The sequence below is a fragment of the Vibrio sp. MACH09 genome (assembly GCF_033238805.1).
Lineage (GTDB): Bacteria > Pseudomonadota > Gammaproteobacteria > Enterobacterales > Vibrionaceae > Vibrio.
Map to the genome: position 1 here is coordinate 2,358,591 of NZ_BSFZ01000001.1, position 17,418 is coordinate 2,376,008.

Annotated in this window: 17 protein-coding genes and 1 pseudogene; all 18 read right to left on the reverse strand. The window is 43.7% G+C overall.

What is annotated here, in order from left to right; translation table 11 throughout:
- Positions 1-2 precede the first annotated feature (2 nt).
- Complete coding sequence (locus CHJ_RS10460) at positions 3-746, reverse strand: heme ABC transporter permease (protein ID WP_171752099.1); 744 nt, start codon at positions 744-746, stop codon at positions 3-5.
- A 119-nt stretch (positions 747-865) separates the two neighbouring features.
- Positions 866-1,534, reverse strand: a complete 669-nt coding sequence (gene ccmB, locus CHJ_RS10465; protein ID WP_171752098.1) for a heme exporter protein CcmB — start codon at positions 1,532-1,534, stop codon at positions 866-868.
- A gap of 1 nt (position 1,535) precedes the next feature.
- On the reverse strand, positions 1,536-2,153 hold the full coding sequence (gene ccmA / locus CHJ_RS10470; protein ID WP_171752097.1) for a cytochrome c biogenesis heme-transporting ATPase CcmA: 618 nt from the start codon (positions 2,151-2,153) through the stop codon (positions 1,536-1,538).
- A gap of 277 nt (positions 2,154-2,430) precedes the next feature.
- The gene (locus tag CHJ_RS10475; RefSeq protein ID WP_171752096.1) at positions 2,431-2,910 is read right to left on the reverse strand and encodes a DUF2802 domain-containing protein; all 480 of its coding nucleotides are present in this window, start codon (positions 2,908-2,910) and stop codon (positions 2,431-2,433) included.
- Complete coding sequence (locus CHJ_RS10480) at positions 2,910-3,404, reverse strand: chemotaxis protein CheW (RefSeq protein ID WP_171752095.1); 495 nt, start codon at positions 3,402-3,404, stop codon at positions 2,910-2,912. The genes CHJ_RS10475 and CHJ_RS10480 overlap by 1 nt, the downstream gene beginning before the upstream one ends.
- A gap of 39 nt (positions 3,405-3,443) precedes the next feature.
- Entirely contained in the window at positions 3,444-4,451 is a 1,008-nt protein-coding gene (locus CHJ_RS10485) for a chemotaxis protein CheW (RefSeq protein WP_171752094.1), read from the reverse strand.
- Positions 4,441-5,220 carry a ParA family protein gene (locus CHJ_RS10490; protein WP_171752093.1) on the reverse strand — a complete coding sequence of 260 codons (780 nt, stop codon included), beginning with the start codon at positions 5,218-5,220 and terminating at the stop codon, positions 4,441-4,443. Before CHJ_RS10490 ends, CHJ_RS10485 begins: the two co-directional genes overlap by 11 nt.
- 9 nt (positions 5,221-5,229) lie before the next feature.
- On the reverse strand, positions 5,230-6,351 hold the full coding sequence (locus CHJ_RS10495) for a chemotaxis response regulator protein-glutamate methylesterase (RefSeq protein ID WP_317917640.1): 1,122 nt from the start codon (positions 6,349-6,351) through the stop codon (positions 5,230-5,232).
- Between the two features lie 16 nt (positions 6,352-6,367).
- Entirely contained in the window at positions 6,368-8,641 is a 2,274-nt protein-coding gene (locus tag CHJ_RS10500; protein WP_317917641.1) for a chemotaxis protein CheA, read from the reverse strand.
- Positions 8,642-8,650: 9 nt separating this feature from the next.
- Complete coding sequence (locus CHJ_RS10505; RefSeq protein ID WP_317917642.1) at positions 8,651-9,367, reverse strand: protein phosphatase CheZ; 717 nt, start codon at positions 9,365-9,367, stop codon at positions 8,651-8,653.
- 52 nt (positions 9,368-9,419) lie between these two features.
- Positions 9,420-9,788, reverse strand: a complete 369-nt coding sequence (gene cheY, locus CHJ_RS10510) for a chemotaxis response regulator CheY (protein ID WP_137357623.1) — start codon at positions 9,786-9,788, stop codon at positions 9,420-9,422.
- A gap of 44 nt (positions 9,789-9,832) precedes the next feature.
- Positions 9,833-10,566, reverse strand: a pseudogene (locus CHJ_RS10515) (RNA polymerase sigma factor FliA).
- On the reverse strand, positions 10,559-11,443 hold the full coding sequence (locus tag CHJ_RS10520) for a MinD/ParA family protein (RefSeq protein WP_171752190.1): 885 nt from the start codon (positions 11,441-11,443) through the stop codon (positions 10,559-10,561). The pseudogene CHJ_RS10515 and the gene CHJ_RS10520 overlap by 8 nt, the downstream one beginning before the upstream one ends.
- A gap of 16 nt (positions 11,444-11,459) precedes the next feature.
- On the reverse strand, positions 11,460-12,971 hold the full coding sequence (flhF, locus tag CHJ_RS10525) for a flagellar biosynthesis protein FlhF (RefSeq protein ID WP_317917643.1): 1,512 nt from the start codon (positions 12,969-12,971) through the stop codon (positions 11,460-11,462).
- Between the two features lie 31 nt (positions 12,972-13,002).
- Positions 13,003-15,096, reverse strand: coding sequence for a flagellar biosynthesis protein FlhA (flhA, locus tag CHJ_RS10530; RefSeq protein WP_171752088.1), 2,094 nt, complete (start codon positions 15,094-15,096; stop codon positions 13,003-13,005).
- 118 nt (positions 15,097-15,214) lie between these two features.
- The gene (gene flhB, locus CHJ_RS10535; RefSeq protein ID WP_317917644.1) at positions 15,215-16,345 is read right to left on the reverse strand and encodes a flagellar biosynthesis protein FlhB; all 1,131 of its coding nucleotides are present in this window, start codon (positions 16,343-16,345) and stop codon (positions 15,215-15,217) included.
- Between the two features lies 1 nt (position 16,346).
- Entirely contained in the window at positions 16,347-17,129 is a 783-nt protein-coding gene (gene fliR / locus CHJ_RS10540; RefSeq protein WP_171752086.1) for a flagellar biosynthetic protein FliR, read from the reverse strand.
- Between the two features lie 8 nt (positions 17,130-17,137).
- Positions 17,138-17,407: a flagellar biosynthesis protein FliQ gene (gene fliQ / locus CHJ_RS10545; RefSeq protein WP_171752085.1), complete on the reverse strand. Its 270-nt coding sequence runs from the start codon at positions 17,405-17,407 to the stop codon at positions 17,138-17,140.
- Between the last annotated feature and the right edge of the window lie 11 nt (positions 17,408-17,418).

Sequence of the window (17,418 nt, forward strand, 5' to 3'; positions counted from 1 at the left end):
GATTATGTCCTCTCAGATGATACCAATGCTTGAACCCAAGGGCGATGACTCTCTTTTGACAAAATTTCGTTTTTAAAACGAATCAACGTCAAGGTGATAAAAAAGAATGCAAAACCAAAGATATTGAGCAATAACGGCCAAAGCATATTGGTTGAAATGGATGGTTTAGCAAACTTGGTAATAGTAGCGCCTTGGTGAAGCGTGTTCCACCACTCAACAGAGAAATGAATAATAGGTAAGTTAATAACCCCAACAATCGCTAAAATACCGGCTGCTTTGGCAGCTGTTTTTTGATCATCAAATGCATGATAAAGGGCGATAACACCAAGATATAGAAATAGTAGAATCAGTTCCGAGGTCAATCGCGCATCCCATACCCACCACGCACCCCACATTGGTTTACCCCAAACGGCACCGGTAACTAAAGCGATAAAGGTGAACACAGCGCCGATCGGAGCCATTGCGGCTGCAGCCATATTAGAAAGGCGTAGCTGCCAGACAAGGCCAATAAATGCAGCGATCGCCATTGACATATAAGCGCCCATGGACCAGATAGCAGAAGGAACATGGATATAGATAATTCGAAAACTGTCCCCTTGTTGATAATCAGAAGGGGCAAAAGCAAGCCCCCAAACCGTGCCAACAGAAAGACATAACATCGTTAATACAGCGAACCAAGGTAACAACTTATTACATAAATTATATGTTGTTTCTGGTTTAGAATAGGGGTGGAGCCATTTCCACATAATCACTTCTCACTCTTACTTCTCAGGACATACTTCTAAAGGAATTCTCTGAAAGAGAAATCCCCATCGTATTCTTTGTCAAGAGCAAAACAATACCTATAAGGTGTTGTTTTGCCGTTCTAATTCACACTTACGCGAAGTGCCGCACTTATCGCAAATGGGGTTAATGTTACAGAGCCAATAAACATGGCTGCCATAATAGCCAGTTGCCCATTAAATGGCATTCCGAGACTAGCCGCATCGATAGCTGATGTGGCAAAAATCAGAATAGGAATATAAAGAGGTAGGATAAGCAAGCTTAATAATACTCCCCCTTTTTGCAGTCCTACCGTCAATGCCACGCCGATTGCACCAATAAAGCTCAATGTCGGTGTTCCCACCAATAATGTCTGTACAACCGTCCACCAAGTATTGAAGTCTAACGACAGCAATACCGCTAAAAGTGGGCTAATTAATATTAGCGGTAAACCAGTTAATAGCCAGTGAGCTATCACCTTTGAAATAACCACAAGCTGGAGCGGCAATGGCATCAGCATCATCTGCTCTAATGACCCATCTTGAAAGTCGTCACGAAACAGTCTTTCAAGTGACAACAATGCAGAGAGCAATGCAGCAACCCAAATAATCCCCGCAGCTATCCTAGCAAGTAAATTTGGCTCAGGCCCAATACTAAGCGGAAACAGAGTAATTACGATAATAAAGAACCAGAGCGGATTTAAAATGTCAGCTTGGCGTCGAAAAGCGATTAATAGCTCTCGTTTAATAATCATCAACATCGATTGCAGCATACTAATCCCCTAATTTAATTTTTCGCAACTTAGGCGAATCAGTAAACATATCCTGGTGCGTTGTTAATAGAACAATGCCTCCGTTTTCAGCGTGTTGCAAAAACAGGTTCTCTAGCACTTTCACACCCTGCTTATCGATAGCCGTTAAAGGCTCATCTAAGATCCACAGCGGCTGCTTACTTAACCACAATCTAGCTAACGCAACTCTTCGCTGCTGTCCAGCGGATAACTGTGCAACAGGCACATCTTCACGACCAGCGATACCCACTTGAGCTAACGCTCCCCAAAGAGTGGCTTTATCGGTATTGCACTTTTGAATTGATTGATAAAAAGCGAGGTTTTCAAAACCAGACAGTTCCCTTTTCACCCCAGTTTGGTGACCAAGAAACAGCAGATCTTGATGGAATAGATCTCGATTGGATACGGTAGGCAGATCTTTCCAGAGAATATCGCCTGATTCGCTATCCCCTAGCCCAGCAATTATTCTTAGTAAGGTTGTTTTACCAGTTCCGTTTCGTCCCTCAATTTGAACGATTTCACCAGTATTAATTTTAAATGAGAGGTTTTCAAACAACACTCTCTCATCACGAATAGCAGTAAGATTTGAGACTTCTAACATGGGCACTAAAAATTAACAATCGAACGGGCATATTAACACATGCTACTGCATCCTAAGTAGGATATACACAACATGAAACACAATAAAATCCCACTTGCTCACTCACTTTTGTCACAGAATAGCAATTTAGTATCAGCAAGGCTTTTTTCTGCTCGGTTTTCTGCCGATATTATGAGCAAAAAAAAGAGAAGCATTTCGCTTCTCTTATCATTGACAGTTTAGATTACAGCAGAACAATAAAATCCGTTCCAGCAAGTTTAAGTTGTATATTAATCAATTACCTTGATGATGTTTTAGGCCTATTCTTTGCCACATTCATAGGGGGGACTTTCTCTTTCCCCGCAATTTTATTTTGCAACGTCATCATCAGTTCTGCTTCTGCTTTAGGCAGTTCACACTCTTCTATTAATTCATCAACATCCGCACCAAGCTGAACCATTTTACTGGCTCTAGAATACATTCGGCTGTCTTTATCCGTATGCTCCAACTCTGTTACTCTTTCTGATAAATACTGAATAACATCTTGTTGCTCTGCAACTTTCTGTCCTAAACCAACCACAACTGAACGAACTTCCAGCAATTGGTTGTTCGCTTTAGAAACTTCTTTTTCCATACCTCTAACGGTTTGTCGCTGACTGTCTGTGATGCGTTGCATCTGACTGCGGCTTTTCAACAACATAACCACTAAGACAAGAACAAAAAACAGACTCCCGCCTAGCAGTACCAACACACCGTTAGAGTTAAACAGCTCAACCATTATAGGTGTGCCATTTCATTCCATTCTTCGTCGCTCAATAACTTGTTAAGATCAACAAGAATAAGTAGCTTACCATCTCGGTTACTAACACCTTGAATAAACTTGGCGCTCTCATCTGTGCCAACACTTGGTGTTGTGTCAATCTCAGAAGAACGTAGGTAAACCACTTCAGCAACGCTATCTACAAGGATACCGATAACTTGACGCTCAGATTCGATCACAATAATTCGCGTGTTATCTGTGATTTCACCCGGGATTAAACCAAAACGTGAACGAGTATCGATAACTGTAACGACATTGCCACGAAGGTTGATAATACCTAATACATAGTCCGGAGCACCTGGTACAGGAGCAATCTCTGAATAGCGAAGCACTTCTCGAACTTGCATTACATTAATGCCATAAGTCTCTTCTTCGAGTTGGAATGTTACCCACTGAAGTACTTCATCATTGGTCTGATCTTTTTTTAACTCTACTTCATTAACTTGAGACATGTCTTATCCTCTTTGTGTCGCTACCGACAAACTTTTCTATCAACTGTCCAGTGACTTTACGTCTAGACCAGCATTTAACATTGTTATCATGGCTTCAACGTGAATTAAAGCACACATTTTTTCTTTTACCATTCCAGCTAACCATGGTCGTTTACCTGAGAGCTCGCGCCAACGGACTTTTTCAGTATTAAGTAGTTCAGTCCCTTTTAACTCTGTAGATGCTAATCCCCAGTTGCTCTCACCAAGCATAACCACATACTGGTAATGTTCTTTATGTGAATCATCCGTTAACCTGTCAGACATCACCCATTTCGCGGTATCAACAACATCTAACTGATCATTTTTATTCGTCTGTAATCCAAGATACCATCCCGGGCGGCCAATAAGGTGACTCATTTCTCCGCGGCGATGGATACCACCCAGTTCATCAAGTGGTACGGCGAACGTTACTCCGTTGACATCAAAATAGAGCACTTGAAAATCTTCATTTCTAGCAATGCTTTGCCAGTCCTGAATGTGCGCGCCACCGGTTTCTGTTTGAAGCTCAACCTCAGTCTCTTGTTCAACCTCGACCTCTTCGACAACCTCTGGCTCAGCGATTACCGGTTCAGTCACTTCAAATTCTTCAACAGCAGGTGATTCAGCAACGACTTGTTCGACTTCAGTTGCAACATCCCACTCTTGGATCTCTTCTACAACACTTTCAACTCTTGTTACTTCAGCAATTTCACCATTATTTCGTTCTATAATGGTGGCAATATCTGGCTCGGCAGCAAGATCGGTTGTTTCCAATTTATCCAGTAATTTCTGGACATCCTCTAAATCAGGAACTTCAAATTCATTATATTCTAATTCAGTATAGGACGAATGATAATCAGGTTGTAACTTAGGTACCATTTCCTCTGCTGAAACTGTCGACTCAACGGCAGAAAGCTCTACTTTACTCGGCGTATTAAACGCTTCGTTCAGCTCTTCCTCATCAAGTAGGGAGGTAAAATAGTCATTTAATGCCTGCTCCCCCGACAATACATGCGTTTTATTGTTCATCTAGAGCTAACCTCTCTAGATAAATTAACAACTGTTTGTAGGCGAAAACCCCGCGACTTCCTTCCGCAAAATGTGATGCTGGCAATCGTTTCAAACTGGCATCACGAAACTTGGTGTCAATAGGAATAGCAGAACTCCAAACGTTTTCAGGGTAATCTTTTTTGAGCTGATTCAATGTCGTTAAAGACGCTCTCGTTCGTTTGTCGTACATAGTCGGTACGATCGTTGTCTTAAACGCTTTATTTCTGGATTTCTGCATAATGGCCAAGGTACGAATCATTCGCTCCAAGCCCTTCATTGCTAAAAACTCCGTTTGAACCGGTATTAAAATACGATCACTTGCCGCCAATGCATTGACCATCATAACGCCTAAAATTGGCGGACAATCAATCAGTACATAATCATAATCACCATGCAGTGCTAAAAGGGCTCGTTTTAAAATAAGCCCCATGCCGCTGCGATTGCCCATCACTCTGTCTAATGTTGCCAAAGACATATGAGCAGGAACGATATCTATGTTCTCTATTTCAGACTGAATAATTAATGGCAGTACAGACTCGCGATTTATCTCCGGTAACTGAAATAAATCAAATAAGCTCTTTTCTACTTCATCAGAGTCATAACCAAGGTAGGTTGTCAAAGATGCATGAGGATCGGTATCAACAAGCAATACACGGTGTCCTTTTTTGCTCAGCAACCCAGCTAAGGTAACGGTAGTCGTTGTTTTGCCAACGCCACCTTTTTGGTTTGCTACGCTCCAGACTATCATCTTTGCTCCCTAAGCTAAGCCAACTTCTACAAGCATACGTTCAGCGATACGCTCCAGCGGTAAATCCTCTGTGGATATATTCGCCTTCGCGACAGCCTGCGGCATGCCGTATACAACACAGCTCTCTTCATCTTGAGCCCAAATAGTCGCACCAGCAGATTTGAGCATTCTTGCCCCTTCTCTGCCATCTGCCCCCATGCCGGTTAACACCATGGAGAGTACTTTATCTTGATAAACTTTCGATGCTGCGCCAAATGTCACATCGACACACGGCTTGTAATTCATCCGCTCACCGCTATCTACAATACGCAATTTTGCGGCGCCGGGACGGCCCTCTATCATCATCTGTAATCCACCGGGGGCGAGATAGGCCACTCCAGCTTTCAGTACATCACCATCTTGAGCTTCCTTAACCTGAATTTTGCATAAGGTATTTAAGCGGCTAGCAAAAGCAGCCGTAAAGGTGGCTGGCATATGCTGTATAAGCACAATGGGGTGCGGATAATTTGCAGGTAACTTAGTTAAAATTTTCTGTAACGCAACTGGCCCACCGGTAGAGGTACCAATAGCGGTCAACTGGTATTTCTTGCCAGAGGCTCTAAATTTGCTAGGAACACTTCTTGCGGTTGAAGTTGGTTTTGCAGCAGCAGGTGCTGATGCAACAGGCCTACGTAATGACGAACTGGTACTCGATGCAGCTGTTGGCGTCGGAGTACGACGCCTCATCAGCATTTTTTTACGCGCAATCTCTGTTACTCGTTGCTGCAATAATTGAGTCGCTTCATCTCTATTTCGAGCAATATCTTCAAATTTTTTCGGCAGAAAATCCAGCGCACCCGCGTCTAATGCATCTAACGTTGCTCGTGCACCATCATGGGTCAACGAAGAAAACATCAAGATGGGCGTAGGTGCTACCTTCATTATTTCTCGTACTGCAGTAATACCATCCATTACTGGCATCTCGATATCCATAGTAATAACGTCAGGTTTGACGTCCATTACCTTTTGAATCGCTTCTTTTCCGTTTACCGCAACATCCACGACTTCTAGTCGAGGATCAGCATTAATTATTTCGCTGACCCGTCGGCGGAAAAAACTTGAATCATCAACTACTAGTACTCGTACTGCCATATATTCCTTCTTACATTTACGAACGAATCGCATATTCCTTCAATAGATTTGGTACGTCTAGAATCAGGGCGATGTGACCATCACTGGTGATCGTTGCTCCAGCCATCCCCGGCGTACCTTGAAGTAATTCGTCTAATGGTTTGATTACCACTTCTTCTTGTCCAATAAGGCTGTCTACAACAAAGCCAACACGTTGACTGCCTAGCTGAACGATAACGACATGTCCGTGACCTTTACGCTGATCGACACTTCCCGCTCTTGGTACAAGCCAGTTCTGTAGATAGAACAATGGAATAGATTTCTCTCTAACAATGATGGTTAATTGACCATCAACAACATTGGTTTTAGACAAATCAAGATTGAAGATTTCGTTTACACTCGCTAATGGCAGTGCAAACGGTTGTTTACACACACCAACCATTAGAGTCGGTAAGATTGCCAACGTTAATGGAACCTTGATGGTTATCTTGGTTCCTTTACCCATTTCTGAGTCTACATCTACAGAACCATTCAGGGTATTGATGGCGGTTTTAACCACATCCATTCCCACACCACGACCTGAAATGTCTGAAATCTTCTCTTTACTTGAGAAACCAGGAGCAAAAATCAGATTAAAGCACTCTTTGTCGGTTAAACGACTGGCGGCTTCGTTATCCATCAAACCACGTTTAACAGCAATTCCACGTAACGTATCAGGGTTCATACCACCACCATCATCAACGATGGCTAACTCAATATGATCACCTTCTTGAGAAGCAGATAAAATGACTTTACCCGTTCTTGGCTTACCGGCTTTTTGGCGGTCATCCGGCATTTCGATACCGTGATCGACAGAGTTTCTTACCAAGTGAATCAGTGGATCGGCCAACGCTTCAACTAGGTTTTTATCTAGATCGGTATCTTCACCGCGCATCTCAAGAACAATATCTTTCTTCAGAGTCCGAGCAATATCCCTTACCACTCGAGGGAATCGGCCAAACACTTTCTTGATTGGCTGCATGCGCGTTTTCATTACCGCACCTTGCAAATCAGCAGTAACGATATCAAGGTTTGCTACCGCTTTAGACATCTCTTCATCATTGCGACTTAAACCAAGGCTAACCAAACGGTTACGAACAAGAACCAGTTCACCCACCATGTTCATTATGGTATCTAGGGTCGATGTATCTACCCTTACTGTCGCTTCTGCCTGTGGCTTAGGTGCCGCCGCTTTTGCTTTACCTTTATCATTACTCGCTGGCGCTGCTGCTTTTTTAGCCGGCGCAGCAGGTTTAGCCGCCGCCTTCGGTTTCGCTGCGGCTTTAGGTGCGGCAGCTTTAGGCGCTGCTGCAGGTTTCGCGACGTCTGGTTTTGCTTTGACTGGTGGAGGATTAGCAGAAACAGGTTTTGTTGCCGCTTCTAACTCTTCTACCGAAGGTCCTTTACCAGAGCCATGTAGTTGATCGAGTAATTTTTCAAATTCATCATCACTCATCAAGTCTTGATCGCCACCCGCAACATTAGTGGTAGCCGCGACTGGAGCTGCTGGAGGAGCTGCTACACTGCCAGCATCTGCCTCTAAAGCACCTGGTGCAGAACCTTTGCCATGCAGTTCATCTAGTAACTTTTCAAATTCGTCATCGGTTATGTCACCGCTGTCGCCACCGGCCGGCGGTGCGGCTGGAGCAGGAGTGGCAGCTGGCGCTGGCGCGGCTGGAGCCTCAGCCAAAGCACCCGGTGCACTGCCTTTACCGTGGAGTTCATCTAATAATTTTTCAAATTCATCCTGAGAAATATCATCAATAGAGCTGTTCTCAACGACTACAGGAGCAGGCTCAGCTTCTATCACTGGCTCTGGCTCAGGTTCTACTGCGGCTTCAACTATCGGCTCGGGTTCTGCAGCAGGAGCTTCGTCTTCACTTGCCGGACGACTTAGACGATGTAACTCTGCAAGAACTTCAGGATCTGCCGCGGTTAGCGGCTCTCTCTCTTGCACCGCAGTAAACATAATATTTATTGAGTCTAGCGCTTGTAAAATGGTATCCATCAATTCAGCAGTTACTGAACGCTGTCCATTTCGCAATATATCAAACACGTTTTCTGCACCATGACAAGCATCGACTAGCTCTGTCAAAGCAAGGAATCCTGCACCACCTTTTACAGTATGGAACCCTCTAAAAATCGCATTCAGTAATTCTGTGTCTTCAGGATTGTTCTCAAGCTCAATCAATTGCTCTGACAGCAATTCTAAGATTTCACCAGCTTCTACCAAAAAGTCCTGTAGAATTTCTTCGTCTAACTCATAGCTCATATATTACCCTTAGAATCCGAGACTCGATAATAAATCATCTACATCATCTTGAGATGCAACGGCATCTTCACGCTCATGGGCGTTCATAATTGGCCCTTCTGCTTCAACTGACGTTTTTTTCGACTCTTCTGACTGCGTTTCTGCTTCCACACCAAATGTCGATATTATTTCAACGAGTCTATCTTCAACTTCTCTCACCAGCGTGATTACGCGTGTAATAATCTGTCCTGTTAAATCTTGAAAGTCTTGCGCCATCAATATTTCAGTTAGCTGGCTTCTTAGTTCGGTGCTATCACCTTCCACTTGAACCAGCAAATGATCAATCTCATGACAAAGCGTTTTAAATTCTGATAATTCAATACGACCTTTCATGAGGGCGTTCCATGTTGGCCTTACTTTTAAGAGACATTCGTGCAAATTATCTGCTATCGGCAGAGACGCCTCAACTGCATCCATGGTACGGTTAGCGGCAAGTTCGGTTTTTGCCATGACATACTCAAGTCTATCTCGAGCATCTGGAATTTCTTCATTCGCAATCTCATTCATCCTTGAGTCAAATTTGAATTGACCTAAAGCGTCATGCAGATCGCGAGTCAAAGACCCCACCTCTTTGAGCATGGGATTCTCTGCCGCCTGAGAAATCGACAACAGTATTTGATCCGCTTCGTCTTGCTTACCTTCTTCAAGTAAGGAGACCAGTTCTTTTGCCTGCTCTAAAGAAATCATCTTAATCAAATCCTTTTACGCTAGTTATTATTAATCTTTGCGTATCAAAGAGTTATAAGCGCTCAAAAATCTTATCAAGCTTTTCTTTTAAAGTTGCGGCGGTAAATGGCTTCACGATGTAGCCGTTAACACCAGCTTGGGCAGCCTCAATAATCTGCTCACGTTTCGCTTCAGCAGTAATCATTAGAACTGGCAGGTGTTTTAGCTCAGCGTCTGCTCGAATGTTTTTTAGCAGATCAATACCTTGCATACCTGGCATGTTCCAATCAGTCACCACAAAGTCAAATTCACCTTTCTTCAACATAGGCAGCGCAGTCAAGCCATCATCCGCTTCTTGAGTATTGTTAAAGCCCAAGTCACGTAACAGGTTTTTTACTATTCGGCGCATTGTTGAGAAATCATCAACAATGAGGATCTTCATGTTTTTATTCAAAATTACCTCCACTGAGGTTCAAGTCAGTGTAATTAATCGTCTTTCGTCCAAGCACTAAGTTTAGCGCGTAAACGTTGCATTGATTGGCTATGTATTTGGCTTACACGAGATTCGCTTACACCTAATACTTCTCCAATTTCTTTTAAATTTAGCTCTTCATCGTAATAAAGTGAAAGAACTAATGCTTCTCTTTCTGGCAATTCTTTGATCGAGTCGACCAAAGCACGGCGAAAGTTCTCATCCGCTACTCCTTGAAAAGGAGAGTTTTCTCGGGTTTCTTCTGCTGTTGCGATAACGTCATCAGAAACACCTAAATCTTCAATGCCCACTAAACGTGAACAGTTAATATCTGATAATGCCACATGATATTGCTCTGCTGTCATATTTAAATGTTGAGCAACTTCAGCATCTGTTGGATCTCGGTTTAATATCGACTCGAGTTCATTAATGGCTTGGTTAATGGTTCGATTGTTCCTATGAACAGATCGAGGAACCCAATCGCCTTTGCGAACTTCATCGAGCATGGAACCTCGAATTCGGATACCTGCGTAGGTTTCAAAACTGGCTCCCTTAGAGCCATCGTAATTTTGCTGTGCTTCAATCAAGCCGATCATTCCTGCTTGAATAAGGTCATCCACCAATACACTTGGAGGAAGACGACCAAGCAAGTGATGCGCAATACGTTTGACTAAATCCGAATATTGTTCCAAAAAGAATTCTGGCTCGTTATATTCGCACGTTGGTCATATGTTAGCGCCTTATTCACCAAACGGCTCTCCTACGGGTTCTCGTTTATTCAGCAATCTTTCCACAAAAAATTCCAAATGACCACTAGGAGTTTTCGGAATCGGCCAAGTTAATGCTTTATTCGCCAACGAGCTCAGTGCTAAAGCAGCTGGAGATCGAGGAAAAGCATCGACGACGATACGTTGTTTCTTTACCGCTTGACGTACTTTATCATCTAATGGGATACATGCTACGAGTTCAAGGCTAACATTCAAGAATCGCTCTGTGACCAAGGTCAACTTTGCAAACAATTCTCTGCCTTCTCGGTAACTTCTGACCATATTTGCAACAATTTTAAAGCGTTGCACATCATGCTCACGACTCAATAGCTTAATTAATGCATATGCATCAGTGATCGAAGTCGGTTCATCACACACCACAACCAACACATCTTGGGCGGCACGGGAAAAACTGACAACCATATCCGAAATACCTGCTGCGGTATCGATAATTAACACGTCCATCTCTTCTTCTAGAGACCCAAATGCTCGTATTAATCCCGCATGCTGAGCATGACTCAGTTCTGTCATACTTTGAGTACCAGATGTTGCAGGTACAATTTTAATTCCGTGAGGGCCTTCCACAATACAATCTTTTAGCTCACACTCTCCGGCTAAAACATGCCCTAAGTTTCTGGTTGCTCTAAGGCCTAACATCACATCTACATTAGCTAAACCTAAATCTGCATCAAGTACCATGACTTTCTTACCTTGACGCGCCATAGAAATGGCTAAACTCAGTGCTACATTTGATTTTCCTACACCACCTTTTCCTCCGGTGACAGAAATAACTTTAGTCAATGTTGGCTGCGTAAGTCGACGCAGGCCGCTTGCTTGATCTTGCATATTGTCATTCATCATAGTCATCTGCCGCCTAGAGTCCTTCTGCATCACTGGTCCAGTAATGCGGTTCATCTTCTGTTGACTTCTCTAGCAGATCGTTGGCTTTAGCAACGATATACTTTGGCTGAGCAATCACTATATCCTCTGGTACTCTCTGTCCGTTGGCCACATAGGCAACGGGAAGTACATTTTGAATTATCACGTTTATGAATTCACCTAGGCTTAAGGATTCGTCTATCTTGGTTAAAATACAGCCAGATAAAGGAATTCGTTTAAAATGATCTATGGTTTCTTGCAATACTTGTCGTTGTGCCGTTGCAGGAAGTACAAGATAACTACTGATCACCGCCCCACTATCTTGCATCAGCGTATCGAGCTGTTCGGACAACCTAACATCACGTTGTCCCATACCCGCTGTATCCACTAATACCAACTTTCTATTACGTAGTTGATATATTACTTCGGCTAACTCCTCAGAATCTTTAGCAATTCTTACAGGACAACCCATAATTCTTCCATAAATCGCTAACTGCTCATGCGCACCGATGCGATATGTGTCGGTAGTAACCAGTGCAACATTGTCTGGACCAAACTCCATCGCTGCTCGAGCAGCCAGTTTTGCTATCGTCGTTGTTTTTCCTACTCCAGTAGGACCAAGCAAGGCAACCACACCACCTTTTTTCAGAATATCTGATTTGGTTACCGCGATTTGGTCTGAAATCAATCCCAACAGAGCTTTCCAAGCTTGAGCTGGCGGTGTGTCTTCTGGGATATAGCAAGCGAGTTGATCAGAAAGTTCAGACGCCAATCCCATACGTTCAAGCCGCTTAATCAGCATAGCCCGAAGTGGTTCACGTCTTTCTACCTCTTGCCACATCAACCCAGACACTTGGTGCTCTAGCAAGCGTCGAATAGACATCATCTCTTCGCGCATTGACTCGAGTTCTTGAGTGGTTTCAGCGTCACTGTGTTCTTGTCTGATATTTTTGTCGTAGCGAGTCGGATCCAATTTTGCTTTTGGACGTTCTGCGTCTCTATCCTCGGCAATTAATCTTGCTAAACCTGACTCTTCAGATAGTGATGACGAGATAGCACCTTTTGATTGTGCATTTCTGCCCGTCGCAGCATCTTGTCCATTGCCCTGTCTTTTTAGCAGTGCGGAAAGAGAATCGGCTTCATTGGCAAACGACTCATCTGCCTGACTATATTGCTTAAGCATATTAGCAAATCGCTTGGTTTGTGAAGCTGTCGCTTTGCTGCTGCCTTGCAAGCTCACTCTATCATCTTGTAAGCGACGTTCCGTCTGAGCATCTATCGACGATGATTGAGAATGGTTATTGTATCGAGAGGCCATCTGTTGAGGCGCAGGAGAGGGCTGATTTGCCTGAGATGCAGGGTTTCCATCACCATCAACTGCCGCAACGATTTCGACACCGCCGGTGACCTTTTTGTTAGACATAATCACCGCTTCCGCACCCAGTTCTTCCTTAACCTGAAGAAGTGCTAGTCTCATGTCTTTTGCAAAAAAACGTTTTATTTTCAATGTACTTGTCCAAGGTTAATTCGTACTAAACCTAATTACCAACTGCTTGCACAATTCGTATCTGCTTTTCATCAGGAATCTCTTGATAGGAAAGCACTCGTAGGTTTGGAATTGTATTCTTAACAAATTTCGCTAATGTCGTTCTTAATACACCAGAGGTAAGCAGTACAGCAGGCTCACCTTTAAGTTCTTGTTCTTGCGTGGCATTACTGAGAGATGATTGCAACCTTTCTGCCAATCCTGGCTCAATACCTGTTGATTCGCCCCCCGACGCCTGCATAGTTTGATGCAATATTTGTTCCAGCTCAGGGATTAATGTAATTACCGGCAGTTCAGGCTCTATACCATTGATTTCTTGGACGATTAAACGCTTAAGGGCGATACGAACCGCGGCGGTTAATATGTCAGGTTCTTGACTCTTTGGCGCATACTCAGACAAGGTTTGTACAATAGTGCGGATATCTCGGATAGGGATCGCTTCATGTAATAGGTTCTGCAACACTTTAACCACAGCACCCAATGAAAGCTGATCCGGCACAAAGCCTTCCACCAACTTAGGCGTAGATCGACTAAGCATTTCTAGTAAATTCTGCACTTCTTCATGGCCAATTAACTGAGCAGCATTGTTGGTGAGGAGTTGACTTAAGTGAGTAGCCAATACAGTCGCGGAATCCACCACTGTATAGCCGAGCGCTTGAGCATGTTCCCGCTGCTCCTCAGCAATCCAAATAGCTTCAAGACCAAACGCGGGGTCAACCGTTGGTTCCCCTTCGACCATGCCATAAACCTGACCGGGATTGATCGCTAGCTCTTGATCGGGTCTAATCTCGGCTTCACCGACAGCAACCCCCATTAACGTTATTCGGTAGCTATTCGGCGTTAGTTCAAGATTATCTCGAATATGAACCGCAGGTACTAAGAAACCAAAGTCTTGCGACAGTTTTTTCCTTACCCCTTTTACCCTTTCAAGCAGTTCACCACCTTGATCTCTATCGACCATAGGGATTAAACGATAGCCTACCTCTAAGCCAATAATATCCACTGGCTGAACATCGTCCCATGACAGCTCTTTTTGATTTTGCGCTTCGGTATCTTGTGGTTTAGGCAGTGCTGGCTTATCCGCTTCTTTCTTCTGTTTTTTGTACTGCCAATAAGCAACACCACCGGCTATTGCACTTAACAGCAAAAAGGCAAAATGAGGCATGCCCGGTACAACACCCATCACGCCCAATATGGCAGAAGTGATCACCAAGGCTTTGGGGTTGTCAAACATCTGAAAGACCATCTGCTGGCCCATATCTTCATCTGTATTTTGACGGGTTACCATAATGGCAGCGGATATAGAGAGTAATAGCGATGGAATTTGGGCAACCAAACCATCACCAATAGTTAACAGGGTATAAATTTCAATGGCATTTTGAAAACCCAAATCAAACTGCACCATACCGATGCTTAAACCGCCAATAATGTTTATAAACAGAATTAAAATACCGGCGATGGCATCGCCTTTAACGAACTTAGAAGCACCATCCATAGAACCATAAAAGTCCGCTTCTTTTGTGACTTCAAAGCGACGAGTTCTTGCTTGTTCTTGATCGATTAACCCGGCATTTAAATCTGCGTCAATTGCCATCTGCTTACCTGGCAAGGCATCTAACGTAAAGCGAGCACTTACTTCTGAGATACGACCTGCACCCTTTGTTACCACCATGAAGTTGATGATCATCAGGATCAGGAAGACCACTAAACCTACCGCATAGTTACCACCAATAACCACGCTACCAAACGCTTCGATAACATTACCCGCGGCGTTACCTCCTTCATGCCCATACAGTAAAACCACCCGTGTTGATGCCACGTTTAACGCTAAACGTAATAGTGTTGCAACCAACAATACGGTCGGGAAAGCAGCAAAATCTAGCGGGCGTCGTGTATAAATTGTCACCAGTAATACCACCATGGATAAGGCGATATTAAAAGTGAACGAGAGATCGAGTAGTAGCGGTGGAATGGGCAGTATGATCATGCCAAGCGCAGCTAATACCAATATTGGCGCACCAACTGCGGGTAAAGTCTTACTCGATATTGATGTTAATTTATTTGAAACAGGTAGAGAAAATTTCATTATTTAGCAGCGCTTAATCTTTGAACGAAAAATAGTTAAATCAATACTTTGCACTACACATGCAAGTATCAGACCATATGATTCGTCAAATAAATGACAAGCTAGTAGGGTCTAACCATCAGTACTTATAATCGGCAGGGATAGGCATGTTATCTTCAGTAAGGACAGGACGTTGACCGCCGCTTTTTCTGAACTGTTTAAGCTGAAACACATAAGCCAACACCTGAGCTACTGCGGTAAATAAGCCATCAGGTATTTGCTGTTCAAGTTCAGTGGAGTTATACAGCGCACGGGCCAGTGGAGGAGCAGGTATTACATAGATATCGTGTTCTCGCGCTACTTCTCGAATTTTAAGCGCCATATGATCCACCCCTTTCGCCACCACAACAGGTGCTTTGTCGGTCAGGGAGTCATATCTTAAGGCGACAGAAAAATGCTCTGGGTTGGTGACAATAACATCAGCGGTTGGAACATCTGCCATCATCCTTCGCTGAGCTGCTTCCCTTTGCAGCATACGGATACGCCCTTTAACTTCCGGCTTACCTTCCGTCTCTTTATATTCATCTTTCACTTCTTGCTTGGTCATCTTTAGCTGATCAGCGTGTTGCCAAATTTGAAACGGAATATCTATCGCCACCACCACCAGCAATGAGCAGCTAATTAACAGTATAAAGTTGAGTAGAATCTCCAAGGCGTGGAAAATATTTTGTGGGAAGACATCTAAACTAAGCTGAAAAAGATCGACTTTTGATGCATTAATCAGATAAAAAGCCACACCAGCAACCAAGGCAACTTTCAATATAGACTTAATCAGCTCAACCCAACTCTGTAAACCAACCATTCTTTTGAGACCACTGAGTGGGTTCATTTTAGAAGGTTTTGGCATTGCTGCTTCAATAGAAAAGTTTACCCCTCCTACACCGGCTGTACCGACTAAAGCAGCAATAAAAAGAGTAATGAGTATTAAAACAAGCGGCAGTATCAAGTGAACGAGAGCCCCCGAAACGATATCAAACAGTTTACCGCTATCAAAAATCTCTTCTCGACTAAGAGTAAAAAATCGTCCCATTATGGTAAAAAGCCCCTTAGCGAGTTTTTCACCAAACATCATTAAAGAGAGTGCGCCGACGATCAATACAGATACCGATGCAAGCTCCTTAGAGCGTGCTATCTGCCCTTTTTCTCTCGCTTGTTGCAACCGCCTGGGCGTGGCGTCTTCAGTACGTTCCTGACCGTCAGATTCTGCCACGTTAGCACTCCATCTTAATCAATGTACAAAGTTGCTGTTCACCTTGCATCCAATAGAGATCATAGTGGCTAAACAGTCCAAGCATTAAATACCAACATAGAAGCAAGCCGATCACTAACGCAAAGGCAAAACCTAATGAGAAGATATTTAGCTGAGGAGCCGCACGAGTCATTACACCAAACGAGAGGTTTATCGTCAGCAGCGCAATAATACCCGATAGAGACATACTCAATGCCGTCTTAAACATGGTCGACATCCACAGAGCCATCTCGCGATAATCCACATTCGTCAGCGCTCCACTGCCAATGGGTAAGGTTTTAAAGCTAATTACCACAAACTGGATAAGCTGCAAATGGCCATTGGTGGCCAAGAAAAACATGGTCGCTAAAAATAGAAATAACTGACCCAATAGCGGCGTATTTTGACCATTAGCAGGGTCCACCATTGAAGCGAAACCCAAGCTGGATTGCATACCCAGTATTTGCCCCAACATGACGAAGGTCTGGCTGATAAACTGCGTCACCATCCCCATCGCCACACCAATGATGATCTGCTCAAATGTGACCACAAAGCCTTGAAAAGAGAGTAATGCAATACCCTGTGGCACCGCAGGAATGGCAGCAGAGACTCCAAGCGTGATTGCTAGCCCCATATAAAGCCGGATTCGGGTTGAGACGTATCTTGCCCCTGTCACCGTCATCACCATTAACATCGCTGCGATACGGGTATAAGGCCAGAAGTAGTTGGCTATCCAGTCAAGAATGATATGAGTTGGATATTCCATAGCAAGCCTTAATAGAGCACTTGAGGTAAGCGTTCTACCATCTCGAAGAAGAATTCCATTAATGTTTGTGTCATCCAGTGAGCACCAAACATTAGCGCCAATAAGGTTACAATTAATCGCGGAAGAAAACTTAATGTCTGCTCATTAATCGAGGTTGCGGCCTGAAATATCGCTACCACTAAACCAATCATTAAGCTTGGAATAATAATTGCGCATACCAAGAGCAACACTATCCACAGTGCACTTCGAAAGATTTCTACAAAGACTTCAGGTGTCATTATCCTTCTCC

What these genes read in the sequence shown, in the direction of transcription:
- CHJ_RS10475 (WP_171752096.1), bottom strand. Translation starts at nt 2,910, where the DNA reads ATGGTTGAGCTGTTTAACTCTAACGGTGTGTTGGTACTGCTAGGCGGG.
- CHJ_RS10520 (WP_171752190.1), bottom strand. Translation starts at nt 11,443, where the DNA reads ATGAATGACAATATGCAAGATCAAGCAAGCGGCCTGCGTCGACTTACG.
- fliR (WP_171752086.1), bottom strand. Translation starts at nt 17,129, where the DNA reads ATGGAATATCCAACTCATATCATTCTTGACTGGATAGCCAACTACTTC.
- CHJ_RS10505 (WP_317917642.1), bottom strand. Translation starts at nt 9,367, where the DNA reads ATGATTTCTTTAGAGCAGGCAAAAGAACTGGTCTCCTTACTTGAAGAA.
- cheY (WP_137357623.1), bottom strand. Translation starts at nt 9,788, where the DNA reads ATGAAGATCCTCATTGTTGATGATTTCTCAACAATGCGCCGAATAGTA.
- CHJ_RS10490 (WP_171752093.1), bottom strand. Translation starts at nt 5,220, where the DNA reads ATGATAGTCTGGAGCGTAGCAAACCAAAAAGGTGGCGTTGGCAAAACA.
- fliQ (WP_171752085.1), bottom strand. Translation starts at nt 17,407, where the DNA reads ATGACACCTGAAGTCTTTGTAGAAATCTTTCGAAGTGCACTGTGGATA.
- CHJ_RS10500 (WP_317917641.1), bottom strand. Translation starts at nt 8,641, where the DNA reads ATGAGCTATGAGTTAGACGAAGAAATTCTACAGGACTTTTTGGTAGAA.
- CHJ_RS10485 (WP_171752094.1), bottom strand. Translation starts at nt 4,451, where the DNA reads ATGAACAATAAAACGCATGTATTGTCGGGGGAGCAGGCATTAAATGAC.
- ccmB (WP_171752098.1), bottom strand. Translation starts at nt 1,534, where the DNA reads ATGCTGCAATCGATGTTGATGATTATTAAACGAGAGCTATTAATCGCT.
- CHJ_RS10480 (WP_171752095.1), bottom strand. Translation starts at nt 3,404, where the DNA reads ATGTCTCAAGTTAATGAAGTAGAGTTAAAAAAAGATCAGACCAATGAT.
- CHJ_RS10460 (WP_171752099.1), bottom strand. Translation starts at nt 746, where the DNA reads ATGTGGAAATGGCTCCACCCCTATTCTAAACCAGAAACAACATATAAT.
- flhA (WP_171752088.1), bottom strand. Translation starts at nt 15,096, where the DNA reads ATGAAATTTTCTCTACCTGTTTCAAATAAATTAACATCAATATCGAGT.
- ccmA (WP_171752097.1), bottom strand. Translation starts at nt 2,153, where the DNA reads ATGTTAGAAGTCTCAAATCTTACTGCTATTCGTGATGAGAGAGTGTTG.
- CHJ_RS10495 (WP_317917640.1), bottom strand. Translation starts at nt 6,351, where the DNA reads ATGGCAGTACGAGTACTAGTAGTTGATGATTCAAGTTTTTTCCGCCGA.